14 protein-coding genes are annotated in these 14,950 nt (G+C 72.2%); 8 read left to right on the top strand and 6 right to left on the bottom strand.

Annotated elements, in window-relative coordinates; genetic code table 11:
- Nucleotide 1: 1 nt before the first annotated feature.
- The 3 genes from DI005_RS09120 to DI005_RS09110 form a co-directional block, all read right to left on the bottom strand.
- Complete coding sequence (locus tag DI005_RS09120) at nt 2–1,009, bottom strand: iron-siderophore ABC transporter substrate-binding protein (RefSeq protein WP_112267911.1); 1,008 nt, start codon at nt 1,007–1,009, stop codon at nt 2–4.
- 89 nt (nt 1,010–1,098) lie between these two features.
- Complete coding sequence (locus DI005_RS09115) at nt 1,099–2,250, bottom strand: homoserine O-acetyltransferase (protein ID WP_113641850.1); 1,152 nt, start codon at nt 2,248–2,250, stop codon at nt 1,099–1,101.
- A complete protein-coding gene (locus DI005_RS09110; protein WP_112267907.1) occupies nt 2,247–3,554 on the bottom strand; it encodes a bifunctional o-acetylhomoserine/o-acetylserine sulfhydrylase in 1,308 nt (435 codons plus the stop codon). The genes DI005_RS09115 and DI005_RS09110 overlap by 4 nt, the downstream gene beginning before the upstream one ends.
- 227 nt (nt 3,555–3,781) lie before the next feature.
- On the opposite strand from DI005_RS09110, the gene DI005_RS09105 reads away from it, so the two are divergent.
- Genes DI005_RS09105 through DI005_RS09095 form a run of 3 tightly spaced genes read left to right on the top strand, consistent with a single transcriptional unit; the run spans nt 3,782 to nt 6,422 of the window.
- Nucleotides 3,782–4,735, top strand: a complete 954-nt coding sequence (locus DI005_RS09105; protein WP_113641887.1) for a MetQ/NlpA family ABC transporter substrate-binding protein — start codon at nt 3,782–3,784, stop codon at nt 4,733–4,735.
- On the top strand, nt 4,732–5,769 hold the full coding sequence (locus DI005_RS09100) for a methionine ABC transporter ATP-binding protein (protein ID WP_113641849.1): 1,038 nt from the start codon (nt 4,732–4,734) through the stop codon (nt 5,767–5,769). The genes DI005_RS09105 and DI005_RS09100 overlap by 4 nt, the downstream gene beginning before the upstream one ends.
- Nucleotides 5,770–5,822: 53 nt before the next feature.
- Nucleotides 5,823–6,422 (top strand): methionine ABC transporter permease, encoded by a 600-nt coding sequence (locus DI005_RS09095; protein WP_112268318.1) that lies wholly within the window; start codon nt 5,823–5,825, stop codon nt 6,420–6,422.
- A gap of 143 nt (nt 6,423–6,565) precedes the next feature.
- Here the strand turns inward: DI005_RS09095 and DI005_RS09090 are convergent, their stop codons facing one another.
- The gene (locus tag DI005_RS09090) at nt 6,566–7,018 is read right to left on the bottom strand and encodes an SgcJ/EcaC family oxidoreductase (protein WP_113641848.1); all 453 of its coding nucleotides are present in this window, start codon (nt 7,016–7,018) and stop codon (nt 6,566–6,568) included.
- 118 nt (nt 7,019–7,136) lie between these two features.
- On the opposite strand from DI005_RS09090, the gene DI005_RS09085 reads away from it, so the two are divergent.
- From DI005_RS09085 to DI005_RS09070, 4 genes are all read left to right on the top strand, one after another.
- Nucleotides 7,137–7,508: a YciI family protein gene (locus DI005_RS09085; protein WP_113641847.1), complete on the top strand. Its 372-nt coding sequence runs from the start codon at nt 7,137–7,139 to the stop codon at nt 7,506–7,508.
- The gene (locus tag DI005_RS09080; RefSeq protein ID WP_113641846.1) at nt 7,505–8,716 is read left to right on the top strand and encodes an RNA polymerase sigma factor; all 1,212 of its coding nucleotides are present in this window, start codon (nt 7,505–7,507) and stop codon (nt 8,714–8,716) included. Before DI005_RS09085 ends, DI005_RS09080 begins: the two co-directional genes overlap by 4 nt.
- A gap of 141 nt (nt 8,717–8,857) precedes the next feature.
- The gene (locus tag DI005_RS09075) at nt 8,858–10,306 is read left to right on the top strand and encodes an MFS transporter (protein ID WP_228714147.1); all 1,449 of its coding nucleotides are present in this window, start codon (nt 8,858–8,860) and stop codon (nt 10,304–10,306) included.
- A gap of 9 nt (nt 10,307–10,315) precedes the next feature.
- Nucleotides 10,316–10,888, top strand: a complete 573-nt coding sequence (locus DI005_RS09070) for a TetR family transcriptional regulator (RefSeq protein ID WP_112267897.1) — start codon at nt 10,316–10,318, stop codon at nt 10,886–10,888.
- On the opposite strand, the gene DI005_RS09065 is transcribed toward DI005_RS09070, so the two are convergent.
- On the bottom strand, nt 10,885–11,352 hold the full coding sequence (locus tag DI005_RS09065) for a hypothetical protein (protein ID WP_113641845.1): 468 nt from the start codon (nt 11,350–11,352) through the stop codon (nt 10,885–10,887). The two genes, DI005_RS09070 and DI005_RS09065, sit on opposite strands and share 4 nt — an antisense overlap.
- 265 nt (nt 11,353–11,617) lie before the next feature.
- Nucleotides 11,618–12,640, bottom strand: a complete 1,023-nt coding sequence (locus DI005_RS09060; protein WP_113641844.1) for a saccharopine dehydrogenase NADP-binding domain-containing protein — start codon at nt 12,638–12,640, stop codon at nt 11,618–11,620.
- 108 nt (nt 12,641–12,748) lie between these two features.
- On the opposite strand from DI005_RS09060, the gene DI005_RS09055 reads away from it, so the two are divergent.
- Nucleotides 12,749–14,785, top strand: coding sequence for a heavy metal translocating P-type ATPase (locus tag DI005_RS09055; protein WP_233520063.1), 2,037 nt, complete (start codon nt 12,749–12,751; stop codon nt 14,783–14,785).
- Nucleotides 14,786–14,950 lie beyond the last annotated feature (165 nt).

The following is a 14,950-nucleotide window of genomic DNA, read 5'->3' as shown; positions in this document are numbered from 1 at the left end:
GTCAGCCCGCGAGCGCGTCGGCGAACATCGGCACCGTCTTGTCCAGCGCGTAGGACAGGCCGACCACCGAGGCGCTCGAAAAGGCCTGCGACACCGTGGGGTCGCTCAGCACCACGCTGCGCCCGTCCTTGACCGAGGGAATGTTCTGGTACAGCGGGTCGCGGGTGGCCTGGTCGGCTTCGACGCCGATGGGGAACAGCACGGTCAGGTCGGCGTCGAGCAGGTCGAGGCGCTCGCCCGAGATCGGTACCCAGAAGTCGTCACCGGCCAGCTCCTGCACGGTCGGCGAGTTGACGAACCCGAGCTGCTCCATGAACTCGACGCGGCCGTCGCCGTTGACGTAGGCGCCCCACGATTCGGAGGTGCGCGCGGCGATGGCCACCGTGGTGTCCGTGAACTCGGGGTGGTCCTCCGCGGCCCTCGCGAACTTCGCCTCGAGGTCGTCGTGCAGCTTCCTGGCCTGGTCCTGCTTGCCCAGCGCCTTGCCGATCAGGTCGAGCTGGTCCTGCCACGAGGTGAGGTAGGCGTCGGCGCCCTCGGGGACGCCCACCACGGGCACGCCGAGCTGGCTGAGGCGGTCGTAGCGTTCGCGGTCGCCGCTCGCGCGGGTGTCGAGGATGAGGTCGGGGTTCAGCCCGGCGAGCTGCTCCAGGTTCACTTCCATGGTGCCGAGCTGGGTCGGCGGGTTGGTGTAGCGCTGCTCGACCCACGGGCCGAGGCCGTCGCCGCCCACGGCGAGCCAGTCGCTGACGCCGACCGGCTCGACGCCGAGCGCGAGCGCCACCTCGGCATCGCTCCACCCGAGCGCCACCACGCGCTGCGGTGCCTTCTCGATCGTCACGTCGCCGAACTTGGTGTCGACCGTGACGGGGAAGCCGGTGCCGGTCTGTGCCTGGCCCGTGTCCTCGCCGCCCTCGTCACCGCCCGTCGAGCAGCCCGCGAGCGCTACGAGCACACCCGCGAGCAGCACGGCGAGACCTCGACGGACCGGGGGCAGTGCAGTGCGCATGGCGGGTGGCCTTTCGCGGGACGGCTCTTAGCTGTGGCTACCCTAACTTCCGATCCTCGTTCTGAGTACGCCCGCTGCGATGACGACCGTCACACGAGCTCGGTCTTCAGCAGGGTCGTCACCAGCTCGGCCACCTGGTCGGTCTCGATCAGGAACCCGTCGTGGCCGTGCTCCGAGGTGAGCACCCACGGCTGCCCGGAACCCGGCAGCGCGGCGGCCAGCTCCCGCTGCTGCTCCAACGGGTACAGCCGGTCGCTGTCGATCCCGGCCACGACCGTGGTGGCCGTGACCCTGCGCAGGGCCGCCGCGGCGCCGCCCCGGCCCCTGCCGATGTCGTGGGTGTTCATCGCCTCCGCCAGGCGCAGGTAACTGTTGGCGTCGAACCGGCGGGCCAGCTTCGCCGCGTGATGGTCCAGGTAGGACTCGACGGCGAACCGGCCGCCGGAGAGCGGATCCTCGCCGGGCTGAGGGTCGGCCCCGAACCGGGCGGCCAGCTCCGGCTCGCTGCGGTAGGTGAGGTGCGCGATGCGCCGTGCGACACCGAGGCCGCGGTGCGGCCCGTCGCCGTCCGGGGCGAAGTAGTAGTCGCCGCCCCGGAAACCTGGGTCCGCCCTGATCGCCGCGAGCTGCGCGGAGGTCCAGCCGATCTGGTCGGCGCTGGAGCGGGCGGGCGCGGCGAGCACGGCGAGGCGCCTCACGCGCTCCGGGTGCGAGACGCCCCACTCCAGCGCGCGCATGCCGCCCATCGACCCGCCGAGCACGAGCGCCCACGACGCGATGCCCAGCTCGTCCGCCAGTGCGACCTCGGCGGTCACGAGGTCGCGGATCGTCAGGCGCGGGAACCGGCTGCCCCACGGCAGGCCGTCGGGTGACGTCGAAGCCGGCCCCGTGCTGCCCTGGCAGCCGCCGAGCGCGTTGGGCGCCACGACGAACAGCTCGCCGGTGTCGAGCGCCCTGCCCACGCCGACCAGGTCGTCCCACCAGCCGGGGCTGCGATGGCCTGGTTGCGCCGGTCCCGCGACGTGGCTGTCGCCGGTGAGCGCGTGCAGCACGAGCACCGCGTTGGAGCCGTCGGCGGCGAGCTCCCCCCACGTCTCGTACGCGAGGCGGTAGCCGGGCAGCACGCCGCCGCGCTCCAGCGCGAGCGGCCGCGCCGAGCGGAACCACCGCCGCCGGCCGGGCGGGTCTCCTTCGCGCCAGGCGCCGCTGACCGGAAGGAGACCGCCCGTCCGGTCGGTCACAGCTTGTCCTTGGCCGCCCGGAAACCCGCCTCGAGGTCGGCCTTGAGGTCCTCGATGTGCTCCAGTCCCACCGACAGCCGCACGAGGCCCGGGGTGACGCCGGTGACGGTCTGCTCGTCGGCGGTGAGCTGCGAGTGGGTGGTGCTCGCCGGGTGGACGATGAGGCTGCGCACGTCGCCGATGTTCACGAGCTGGCTGAACAGCTCGGTCCCGTCGACGAAGGCCCGGCCCGCCTCGACGCCGCCGCGCAGGTCGAACGAGACCACCGCGCCCGCGCCCCTCGGCAGGTACTTCCGCGCCGCCGCGTGCCACGGGCTGGACGGCAGCCCCGCGTAGTAGACGGCCGCCACCTCGTCGCGAGCCTCCAGCCACTCGGCGAGGGCCTGCGCGTTGGCGACGTGCCGTTCCAGCCGCAGCGACAGCGTCTCGATCCCCTGCAGCACCAGGAAACTCGTCAGCGGGGCGATCGCGGCTCCGGTGTCGCGCAGCAGCTGCACGCGCAGCTTCGCGGCGAACGCGCCGGGGCCGAGCGCCTCCCAGTACCGCAGCCCGTGGTAGCTCGGGTCCGGATCGGAGAAGTCGGGGAACCGCCCTGCGTGGGCGCCGAAGTCGAACGTGCCGCCGTCGACCACGATGCCGGCGATGGCGGTGCCGTGCCCACCGAGGTACTTCGTCGCCGAGTGCACCACGATGTCGGCGCCGTGCTCGAGCGGGCGCAGCAGGTACGGAGTCGGCACCGTGTTGTCGACCACGAGCGGCACCCCGATCTCGTGGGCGAGCCCGGCGACCGCCTCGATGTCGAGCACGTTGGACCGCGGGTTGCCGAGCGTTTCGGCGAAGAACAGCTTGGTGTTGGGCCGCACCGCGGCGCGCCACTGCTCCAGGTCGTCGGGATCATCCACAAAGGACACATCAATGCCGAGCTTGGGCAACGTGTAGTGGAAGAGGTTGTAGGTGCCGCCGTAGAGCGAGGCGCTGGACACGAAGTGGTCGCCGGCGCGCGCGAGGTTGAGGATCGTCGCGGTCTCGGCGGCCTGGCCCGAGGCGAAGGCCACAGCGGCGACCCCGCCCTCCAGCGCCGCGACGCGCTGTTCGAACACGTCCTGCGTCGGGTTGTTGATGCGCGTGTAGATGTTGCCGGGCTCGGCGAGACTGAACAGATCGGCGCCGTGCTGTGTGTCCCTGAACACGTACGAGGTGGTCTGGTAGATCGGCGTCGCCCGCGCTCCGGTCGCCGGGTCGGGGGCGGCGCCCGCGTGAATCTGCTGCGTCTCGAACGACCAGCCCGCCGCTGTCTGTGTCATGGAGGTCTCTCCCTCTGTGCTCGGAAAAAGCGCTTCGGTGTCACAGTCAACCGACACCGGGCCGTGCGGCCCACCCTTTCCCAGCACTCGGAACGGATGCCGATTTCTCTTGGAAAGAAAGGAATTCCGGATAGCACGACCGGGTGAGCGAGGGCAAATTCCTTGCCTGTTGGCCCAGGGTGTGGAACGCGCTGCCGTGCCGGCGCACCCGCGGGCACAGTGGCCTCATGACAGAGCACAACCCGGGCGAACCCGAGCCCGCGCTGCCGGAGAGACCGAAGCGCACCAAGGGAATCCTGATCGGAATCGGCGCCGTGGTGGTGATCGCGCTCGTCGCCGTCGTGGTTCTCCTCGTGAGCGGAAGCGGCGACGACACCGCGTCCGGCGACCGCGTCACGGTACGGATCGGCACCACCGAGGCATCGTCCGAGTACTGGGTGGCGTTGCGGGAGATCGCCGCCGCCGAGGGGATCGACATCGAGCCGGTGAACTTCAGCGACTACAACCAGCCCAACCCCGCCCTGACGCAGGGCCACACGGACCTGAACCTGTTCCAGCACCTGCTGTTCCTCGCCAACCACAACACGGCCAGCGGCGACACGCTCACGCCGATCGCCTCCACCTATGTCGTGCCGCTCTCGCTGTACTCGCGCAAGCACGACGCCGTCGAGGACATCCCGAGGGGCGGCACCGTCGCGATCCCGAACGACCCGACCAACCAGGCTCGCGCGCTGCTCGTGCTGCAGGAGGCCGGCCTGGTCCGGTTGCGCGACGGCGGCACCGTGCTCTCCACCCCCGCCGAGATCGACGCCGCCGCGTCGAAGGTCACGGTCACGCCGGTGGACGCCGCGCAGACCGTCGCCGCGCTGCCGTCGGTGGACGCCTCGATCGTCAACAACAACTACGCGCTCGACGGCGGGCTCGACCCCACGACAGCGCTCTTCGCCGACGACCCGTCGAGCCCAGCCGCGGAGCCGTACCTCAACCTGATCGTGGCGAGGGCCGAGGACAAGGACGACCCGGCCTACCGCAGGGTCGCCGAGCTGTACCGCGACCCGAGGGTCACCGAACTGGTGCGGGCGGAGTCGCACGGCACCTCGGTGCTCGTCGACCGGCCCCCGGCCGAGCTGGAGAGGATCCTCGCCGAGCTGACCGCAACCGTGCGATCGGCGGCGCAGTGACCGCTGCGGCACCGCTGATCGAGTTCCAGGACGTCACAAAGACGTTCCGCACCGGCCGGGGCAGGCCGGTGACCGCGCTCGACGGCGTCACCCTCGGCATCGACGAGGGTGACGTCTTCGCGATCATCGGCTACTCCGGCGCAGGCAAGAGCACGCTCGTGCGGCTGATCAACGCGCTCGAGCCCGTCACGTCGGGCCGGGTGCTCGTCGACGGCACGGACCTGAGCACGCTTCGCGAGCGCGGGCTGCGGGAGGTGCGCCGCGGCATCGGCATGGTCTTCCAGCAGTTCAACCTGCTGCGCTCGCGGACGGTCTTCGGCAACGTCGCCTACCCGCTCAAGATCGCCGGCTGGGGCAAGGCCGCGCGGGAGAAGCGGGTCGCCGAGCTGCTCGGTTTCGTGGGGATCACCGACAAGGCTTGGCACTATCCCGGGCAGCTCTCGGGTGGCCAGCAGCAGCGGGTCGGCATCGCGAGGGCGCTGGCGACCAACCCGAAGATCCTGCTCGCCGACGAGTCCACGAGCTCGCTCGACCCCGAGACGACGAGCGAGGTGCTGCGGCTGCTCAAGCGGGTCAACACGGAACTCGGCGTGACGATCGTGGTGATCACGCACGAGATGGACGTCGTCAGGGAGATCGCCGACAAGGTCGCCGTCCTCGACTCCGGCCGGGTGGTCGAGCAGGGGCCGGTCGCCGACGTGTTCGCCTCGCCGAAGGAGGAGACGACGCGCCGGTTCGTCGAGACGGTGCTGCGCGACCAACCGCGCGGTGACGACCTCGCGCGCATCCGTGAGCGGCACCGGGGGCGGCTCGTCGCCACGCGCGTCGGGGACGACCGGCGCATCGGGGCCGTGCTGTCGGACGCGCTCGGCAGGCACGGCGTGCGGTTCGAGCTGGTCTACGGCGGCATCAAGGAACTGGGCGGGCGCGCGTTCGGCGGGCTCACGCTGGAGCTGCTCGGCGAGGAGTCCGCCGTGGACGCTCTGGTGGCCGAGCTGCGCGAGGTGACCGAGGTCGAGGAGCTGGTGCCGTGAACTGGGACCTGCTCGGACCGGTGCTGCTCGACGCGATCGGGCAGACGCTGTTCATGGTCGTGGCGACGATGCTCGTCGGCGGTGTGCTCGGCCTCGGGCTCGGCATCCTGCTCTATACGACGCGGCCGGGCGGCATCCTCGCCAACCGCGTGGTGTTCACGGTGCTCAACGTGCTCGTCAACATCATCCGCCCGATCCCGTTCATCATCTTCATCACCGCGATCGGGCCGTTGACGATCAGCGTCGTCGGCACCCAGCTGGGCACCACGGCGGCGACGTTCGCGCTCATCGTGGCCGCGACGTTCGGCATCTCCCGCATCGTGGAGCAGAACCTGGTGACGATCGACCCCGGCGTGATCGAGGCGGCGCGCGCGATGGGCGCGAGCCCGTGGCGGATCATCACCACGCTGCTCGTGCCGGAGGCGCTCGCGCCGCTGATCCTCGGCTACACGTTCGTCTTCGTCGCGGTGGTGGACATGACGGCCGTAGCCGGGGCGGTGGGTGGCGGCGGGCTGGGCGACTTCGCGATCGCCTACGGCTACCAGCGTTTCGACTGGACCGTGACCGCGGTGGCCGTGGTGCTGATCGTCGTGCTCGTGCAGGCGGCGCAGTTCGCCGGGAACCGGCTGGCGCGCAAGGCGTTACGGCAGTGAGCCCCTCGGCGGGGTGGCGAACCAGTTGACGGCGAGGAACGAGCCGGGTTCCTCGCGGTCGGCGCCGATGAACGCGCCCGGACGGGATGTCGTCGACACGGTAGGTGATCCCCGTGGCGGTCAGCCTCACGTCGCCGATCGTGTCACGGCGCGAGATCGGTCGCGGAGCGGAACGAGCCGTCCATGTAGAACGGCGTCGACGTGTGCTCGTGGGTGATCCGCCACGCGCCGTCGATCCGCCGCAGGCACACGGTCGCGCGGTACCAGAGGTCGAAGCGTTCCCCGGACCCGCTCGGCACGGCCGACATCCGGTTGAGGCTGTGGCAGAAGGCGACGTCGCCGTCCACGGTGACGTCGAGGTCGCGGACCTCGGCGTCCACCGGGCCGTCGAACGTCGCCAGCCACGCGCGCACCGCGTCCGCGTCGAGCACCTCGGCGCCGGTGTGCCGCAGCGGCGGCGCGAGGTCGAACCTCACGGTGTCCGGCGTGTAGCGGGCGACGAGCGTGTCGGCGTCGCCCGCGCGCAGCGCCGCGGTCTGCTCGGCGATCACGGCGCGGACCTCGGTCTCGGCCTGGCTCAGTACGGTGCTGCCCATCGGGTCCTCCTCGGTCGGGGCACCCTCCCGCGGGTGCCGCTCACGGGGTTGTAGAAGCCGAAGCGGCGATTTCGACATCCATCGGTGAGAGAATTCGCGAGAGTTCCGGGAGGCATCGGTGAAGTACGTGATCCTGATCTACGGCAACCCCGCGTCGCGCGAGATCTGGTCCCGGCTCACGCCCGACCAGCGGCAGGAGGGGCTCGGCGCGTACGCCGCGCTGGACGCCGACCTCGCCGCGTCGGGGGAGATGATCGTGTCCGAGGCGCTGGCCGATCCGGCGAGGACCACCCGCGTCACGGTGCGCGAGGGCACGACGCTGACGAGCGACGGCCCGTTCGCCGAGGCGAAGGAGCTGCTGGCCGGGTTCTTCCTGGTGGACTGCGAGAGCACCGAGCGGGCCGTCGAGATCGCCGCGCGGGTGCCGGAGGCCGAGCTCGGCCTCGTGGAGGTGCGCCCCGTGGTGGAGCTCGACGAGCTGGCGGGGTGAGCGAGCCCGTCGCCTTCGAGGGCCTGCTGCGCGAGCTGGCCCCGCGCGTCCTGGCCGTGCTCGTGCGCCGCTACGGCGGGTTCGACACGTGCGAGGACGCGGTGCAGGAGGCCTTGCTCTCCGCCGTGCGCCAGTGGCCTGCCGAGGGCGTGCCGGCCAACCCGATGGGCTGGCTGGTCACCACGGCGTCGCGCAGGCTGATCGAGCTGTGGCGCAACGAGTCGGCGCGCAGACGGCGCGAGGAGGTCGTGGCCGCGCGGGCGGTCCCCGAGCCCGAGCCCGCATCCGGCGTCGATGACACGCTCACGCTGCTCATGCTGTGCGCCCACCCCTCGCTGACCCCCGCATCGCAGGTGGCGCTGACGCTGCGGGCGGTCGGCGGGCTGACGACCGCGGAGATCGCGCGCGCGTTCCTCGTGCCGGAGGCGACCATCGCGCAGCGCATCAGCAGGGCCAAGCAGCGCATCAAGGCCTCCGGTGGCGAGTTCCGGCTGCCGCCCGAGGCCGAGCGGTCCGAGCGGCTCGGCGCGGTGCTGCACGTGCTGTACCTCGTCTTCAACGAGGGCTACACCGCCAGCTCGGGGGAGACGCTGCAGCGCGTGGAGCTGAGCGAGGAGGCGATCCGGCTCGCCCGGCAGCTGCACGAGCTCGTGCCCGGCGACGGCGAGGTGGCCGGGCTGCTCGCGCTGATGCTGCTCACCGACGCGCGGCGGCCCGCGCGCGCCCGCGACGACGGCACGCTCGTGCCGCTCGCCGAGCAGGACCGTTCGCGGTGGAACGCCGCGCTCATCGCGGAGGGCACGGAGCTGCTCACCCGCACGCTCGAGCGGGCGCCGATCGGCCCATACCAGTTGCAGGCCGCGATCGCGGCGGTGCACGACGAGGCCGCGAGCGTCGAGGACACCGACTGGCGGCAGATCCTCACGTTGTACGACCTGCTGGAGAGCATCGCGCCGGGTCCGATGGTGACGCTCAACCGCGTCGTCGCGGTGGCGATGGTCCACGGCCCCGAGCGTGGCCTGCGCGAACTGGCGGACGCCGAAGGCGACCGGGCGCTGGCCGGGCACCACCGCGTCGACGCAGTCCGGGCGCACCTGCTCGAGCTGGCCGGCGACACCGACGCCGCGCGAGACCACTACCGGAGGGCCGCGCGCCGCACGCTGAGCCTGCCCGAACGACGGTACCTGGAGGCCCGCGCCTCCCGGTGAGACGCGAATCATGCTCGTTCCTTCCCCCTCCGCTGGTCGGCGGATTGCGCCCCGGGGGTGAACACAGGTTTACTTCAACGGGCGCGGTGAACAGAGGTTCACCGCCGTCGTGTGCCTGCCGAGGGAAAGGGGAGCTCAGTCGTGGCCGCAAGGTCGTCCGCCGGGTCGAGAGCCGCGATCGGGGTGCTCGCGTCGTCGGGCATCGTGGTGTCGCTGATGCAGACGCTGGCGGTCCCGCTGCTGCCGGAGTTCCCCCGCCTGCTCGGCACCACGCCCTCCAACGCCGCGTGGCTGATCACCGCGACGCTGCTGACCGGGGCCGTGTTCGCGCCGGTGCTCGGCAGGCTCGGCGACATGTACGGCAAGCGGCGCATGCTGCTCGTCGCACTCGCCGCGATGGCCGTTGGCAGCGCGCTCGGCGCCGTGAGCAGCGAGTTCGTGGTGGTGCTCATCGCGCGCGGCCTCCAGGGCGTCGCGATCGGCGTGATCCCGCTCGGCATCAGCATCATGCGCGACGAGCTGCCCCCTGAGCGGGTCGGCACCGGCATCGCCGTGATGAGCTCGACGCTGGGTGCCGGTGGTGCCGTCGGCCTGCCGCTGACCGGGCTCGTCGCCGAGCACGCCGACTGGCACTGGCTGTTCGCCGGTTCCGCGGTGTTCGCCGTGATCCAGATCGTGCTCGTGTGGCTGCTCGTGCCGGAGTCGCCGGTGCGCAGCGGCGGCCGGTTCGACGCCGTCGGCGCGATCGGGCTGTCGGCGGCGCTGCTGTGCCTGCTGCTGCCCGTGTCGCGCGGGACGGAGTGGGGCTGGGGCAGCCCGCTCGTGCTCGGCCTCTTCGGCGCCGCGCTCGTGCTCTTCCTCGCGTGGGGTTACTACGAGCTGCGCGTGCCCTCCTCGCCGCTGGTGAACCTGCGGGTGTCGGCGCGTCCCGCGGTGCTGCTGACGAACCTCGCCTCGGTGCTCATCGGCGTGGCGATGTTCGCCTCGTTCATGGTGAGCGCGCAGATGCTGCAGGCGCCGAGCGGAACGGGGTATGGCTTCGACCTCTCGCTCATGCTCAGCGGCGTCGCGCTGCTGCCCGTCGGCTGCGCGATGGTGGCGTTCTCCCCACTGTCGGCGAAGATGTCGGCCCGCTGGGGACCGGCCGTCACGATGGTCCTCGGCGTCGGCGTGCTCGCCGTCGGCAACCTCGCCCGCCCGCTGGTGCACTCGCCGCTCGCCGGGGTGATCGTGGTGGTCACCGTCACCGCGATCGGTGCGGCACTGGCCTACGGCGCCGTGCCCGCGCTCATCATGCGCGCCGTGCCGATGTCGGAGACGGCTGCGGCCAACAGCCTCAACGCGCTCGCCCGCTCCATCGGCACCTCCACGTGCAGCGCGATCGTCGCCACGGTGACGGCGGGCATGGTGGTGCAGGTCGGCGGCCACGTCTATCCGTCGACGGACGCCTACACCGTCATCTTCGTGATCGCCGGTGGCGCCGCCGCGCTCGCCGGCGTGATCGGTCTGCTGACGCCGGGCCCGGGCAACGGCGCCGAGACCGCGACGGTGCCCTCCCGGGTGGCCGCCACCGCGGGCGGGTCGCGTTAGCCTTACGCGGTGTCCACTCCGGAACGCCTCGCCACGGCGGCTCGCGACGCCTTCCTGACCCGCGCCGCCGTGCTGCAAGCCGCCCGGCGCCGGTTCTCGCTGCACGGCTACGCCGACGTCAAGCTGCGGGACATCGCCGCCGACGCCGAGGTGAGCGCAGCGCTGGTGCTGAAGTACTTCGGAAGCAAGGAAGAGCTCTTCGCCGAGGCGTCCAGTTTCGAGGCCGACGCCGAGGTCCTGCTCGACTGCCCGCTGGAAGACCTCGGCGAGCACCTCGTGCGCACTCTGCTCGACTACCACGAGCGTACGCAGGCGGATCCCTTGCTGCGCGCGCTGTTCACGTCGTCCCGCCCCGGTGGCGCGACGTTCCGGGAGAACTTCGAGCGACAGTTCGTCGCCGAGCTGAGCCGTCGTCTGGACGGTCCGGAACCCAGGCTGCGCGCCGAGCTCGTGTGCGCGCATCTGATCGGCCTCGGCGCGACGCGCCTCGTGCTGCGCATCGGCGCCGAACCGCGCGAGCGCGTGATCGCGAGGACGGCGCCGCTGCTCCAGGGCTGGATCGACGGCACCCAGCCCTTCTAGGGCTCGGGGACGAGCGTGCCGAGGTCGATGCCGGGCCCGTTCTCGGCCTCGTCGATGTCCTCTTGAATGTCGGGCGCGATGTAGTCCGTCATCGGCGGGCGCGGCGCGGGTTCCATCGCCCGCTGCCTGGCGATGTCGTCGCTGTCGCCGTCGCCGGTTCCGGCGGCGGGCACGGCAGGCTCCGGCTCCTCGGCCACGGCGTCCCCGGCCACCGGCACGGGTGCCGCGGTCACCGGGGGCGGCGGGGGAGGCGCCGGCTTCGCGGAAGGTGTGGCGAGCAGCTTCAGCTCCCTGACCTCGTCCAGATCCCGCACGGCCACGACGGACTCCGGCACCGTGGCCTGCCGCGACGCGGGCGGCTCCGGCGTGGCGGTCTCCGTGGGCCAGAGCGTGATCGCGAGTGCCGCGGCGGGCACCACGGCCGCGGCCGAGCCCAGCGAGATCCACAGCGTGCGCCTGCGCATGGACGTACACCCTTCGTGTCGTTGTGGCGCCGAATCTAGTGCCCCCCGCCGGAAGTTCGCCGCATAATTCGGTGGCCCAGCTTCCCGCCGGCTGCGTTGCCGGTCCGCCCAAGTACGGCCCAGTACGAGGACGAACCGGCGCCTTGCCGGCGGAAACCTGGATCCACCGACTCAAGCAACAGACTCCCGGCGGAGGACACTAGCAGTCAGCCGTCCTTGACCAACTCGATGTCGGCGGTGGTGAATCGTTGGCGTAACGGGGCACTCACCGCGTCGTTCTGGTGAGGACGCGCAGCCCGATCCTCTCCGGCAGCCCGGCGAACGCGGTCAGCTCGTCGAGATGGTGCACGCCGGGCGGCAGGCCGCGGCCGAGCAAGGTGTGCGCTACGTGCGCGGCCACGAGCCCGGTGACGTGGCCCTGGGCGTTGCCGGTGAGCGCGTAAGCGACGCGATGTCCGTTGTGGACGGCCTCCGCGGCGACAGCGAAGCCGTCCGATCCGAAGTGGACCTTGCCCGCCGCGGCCGTGAGCGCCCGCAGCACGTCCAGCCTGGCCGCCAGGCGCAGCAGCCCGGTGCGCCGCAGGGCGAACAGCAGGGTCGTCAGCACGCGCGAGTCCAGGCACAGCCTCGTGGTCACGTCGGTGACGCCGAGCGTGCGCCGGAGCGTGTACTGGTCGGAGAACGGGAACGGGTGGGCCGTGCGGTGCCCGTACCCGGGCAGGAACACCCTGGCGGGGCCGCGGGCCGCTCGCTGCCGGGGCGCCACCAGCTGGGTGAGCGTCCAGCGCAGGGCGTCGGCACCGTGCTGCTCGCCCGCGCCAAGGAGAACGGTGACGTCGATGCGGTCGGCGCCGCCGAGGTCGCGGCACGCGCGCCCGGCGAGCACGTTGGTCAGGCCGGGTGCGAGCCCGACGCTGAGCACCGCGGTGGCGGCCGCTTCGAGGGCCGTCTCGGTCAGCTCCTCGGTGAGCGCCAGCAAGTGGTACGACGCGCCGACGTCCACCAGGTGCACGCCGTTGCTCAGGCAAGCGCGAGCGAGCGCGCCGTCGGAAGGCTTGACGCACAGCACCACCACGCCCACGCCGTGCTCGGCGAGCAGTCGCTCGAACCCCTTCACGTCGGTGACGTCGAGCCCCGCCGCCGTGGCCCCCACCTGGTCGGCGAGCGCGCGGGCCCGACCGAGGTCGCGTCCCGCGCACACCACCCGTCCCGGTGACCACTCCGCGAGCGAGCGCGTGACGGTGGCGCCGACGGCGCCGTATCCACCGACGACCAGAACGGTTCGCATGCGCCTACTCAACACGGGAGAGGGGCTCGGGTCAAATACGGGCAGGGGGTACTTGCAAATATACCCCCACGGGGTATAGTGGTGTGCGTTCGGCAAAGGGAGGTCGTCGTGGAGACACAGCAACACGCGCAGCACGGACAACACGACACACGCACGGTTCACTCCGGGCATTCCGGGCACGGCGACCACGCCGCGGTGTTCCGCGACAAGTTCTGGCTCAGTCTGGTGCTCGCGATCCCCGTGGTCGCGGCGTCCGGCATGATCGGCGACCTGCTCGGCTACGAGGTGCCCGGCTGGGCGAGCTGGATCTCGCCGGTGCTGGGTACGGTCGTCTACTTCTACGGCGGCTGGCCGTTCCTGTCCGGAGCGGTGGGGGAGCTGCGCGAGCGCAGGCCCGGCATGATGACGCTCGTCGCGCTCGCCATCACGGTCGCGTTCGTCGCCAGCGGGCTCACCACGCTCGGCATCGGTGACCTGGAGCTCGACTTCTGGTGGGAGCTCGCGCTGCTGGTCGTGATCATGCTGCTCGGGCACTGGCTCGAGATGCGCGCGCTGGGACAGGCGTCGGGCGCACTGGAGGCGCTGGCCGAGCTCCTGCCCGACACGGCGGAGCGCGTGGAGGACGGTGAGGTCCGCCCGGTCGCGCTCGCGGACCTGCGTGTCGGCGACACGGTGCTGGTCCGCTCCGGCGGCCGGGTGCCCGCGGACGGCAGCGTGGTCGACGGCAGCGCCGAGCTGGACGAGTCGATGGTGACGGGGGAGTCGCGCACGGTGCGCCGCGACGTGGGCGACCGTGTGGTCGCCGGGACGGTCGCGACGGACTCGGCCATCCGCGTCCGCGTCGAGGCGGTCGGCGAGGACACCGCGCTGGCGGGCATCCAGCGGCTCGTCGCAGACGCACAGGGCTCCCGCTCGCGCGCGCAGGCGCTGGCCGACCGGGCCGCGGCGATGCTGTTCTGGTTCGCACTCGGCGTCGGGGCCCTGACCTTCGCCGTGTGGCTCGCGCTGGGCGACGCGACCACCGCCGTGGAACGCACGGTGACGGTGCTCGTCATCGCCTGCCCCCACGCGCTGGGCCTCGCCATCCCGCTGGTGATCGCGATCTCGACGGCGCTGTCGGCCAAGGCGGGCATCCTGGTGAAGGACCGGCTCGCGCTGGAGCGCATGCGCACCGTTGACGCGGTGCTGTTCGACAAGACCGGCACGCTCACCCAGGGCAGGCCCTCGGTCACGGCCGTCGTCGCGGCCGGTGAACACGAGCGCGACGAGGTGCTCGCGCTGGCGGCCGCGGCGGAACGCGACTCCGAGCACCCGCTGGCCCGCGCCATCGTGGAGGCGGCCAGCGAGCGTGGTGCCGTGCCCCCGGCGAGGGATTTCCGATCGCTGACCGGACGCGGTGTGGAGGCCACAGTGGACGGTCGCGCGGTCGCCGTCGGCGGCCCCGCACTGCTGCGCGAGCGCGGCGCCGAGCCGCCCGTGGAGCTGGCCCGCGAGACGGGGGAGTGGGCCGCGCGGGGCGCGATCGTGCTGCACGTGCTCGTCGACGGCGAAATCGCCGGCGCGCTGGCGCTCGCCGACGAGGTGCGGCCCGAGTCGCGCGAGACCGTGGAGAGGCTGCACGCCGAGGGCATCCGGGTCGTCATGATCACCGGCGACGCGCGCAACGTCGCGGAGGCGGTGGCGAAGGACCTCGGTGTGGACGAGGTGTTCGCCGAGGTGCTGCCCGCCGACAAGGACGCGGCGGTGAGCGAGCTGCGGCAGCGTGGCGAGCGCGTGGTGATGGTCGGCGACGGGGTGAACGACGCGCCCGCGCTGGCACGCGCCGACGTCGGCATAGCGATCGGCGCGGGCACCGACGTGGCCATCGAGTCGGCGGGCGTGGTGCTCGCCTCCGACGACCCGCGCGGCGTCCTCGCGACGCGCAGGCTCTCGGCGGCCAGCTACCGCAAGATGTGGCAGAACCTCACGTGGGCGACCGGGTACAACCTGCTGTCGGTGCCGCTGGCGGCCGGGGTGCTCGCGCCGATCGGGTTCGTGCTCCCGCCCGCCGCCGGAGCGATCGCGATGAGCCTCTCGACCGTGATCGTGGCCCTCAACGCCCAGCTGCTCCGCAGGCTCGACCTGCGCCCGGCGGATCGTGAGTGACGCTGCCTGCCCCGGCCCGCGAGTCGCGCGCTCAGGCCCGCGAGTCCCCCGCTCAGGCCCGCGAGTCCCCCGCTCCGGCCCGCGAGCTGCCCGCTCCCGACGCCGAGTTGCCCGCTCCCGACGCCGAGTTGCGCGTTCGGGACCGTACGGCCGCGAGGTTGTGCT

This window comes from Prauserella sp. PE36 (assembly GCF_003311655.1).
Lineage (GTDB): Bacteria > Actinomycetota > Actinomycetes > Mycobacteriales > Pseudonocardiaceae > Prauserella_A > Prauserella_A endophytica.
Note: the sequence above shows the minus strand (reverse complement) of the source record. Positions and strands in the feature narration are given on the sequence as shown.

Coding starts and splice junctions, on each gene's coding strand:
- DI005_RS09120 (WP_112267911.1), bottom strand. CDS start 1,009: ATGCGCACTGCACTGCCCCCGGTCCGTCGAGGTCTCGCCGTGCTGCTC.
- DI005_RS09110 (WP_112267907.1), bottom strand. CDS start 3,554: ATGACACAGACAGCGGCGGGCTGGTCGTTCGAGACGCAGCAGATTCAC.
- DI005_RS09105 (WP_113641887.1), top strand. CDS start 3,782: ATGACAGAGCACAACCCGGGCGAACCCGAGCCCGCGCTGCCGGAGAGA.
- DI005_RS09095 (WP_112268318.1), top strand. CDS start 5,823: ATGGTCGTGGCGACGATGCTCGTCGGCGGTGTGCTCGGCCTCGGGCTC.
- DI005_RS09090 (WP_113641848.1), bottom strand. CDS start 7,018: ATGGGCAGCACCGTACTGAGCCAGGCCGAGACCGAGGTCCGCGCCGTG.
- DI005_RS09065 (WP_113641845.1), bottom strand. CDS start 11,352: ATGCGCAGGCGCACGCTGTGGATCTCGCTGGGCTCGGCCGCGGCCGTG.
- DI005_RS09060 (WP_113641844.1), bottom strand. CDS start 12,640: ATGCGAACCGTTCTGGTCGTCGGTGGATACGGCGCCGTCGGCGCCACC.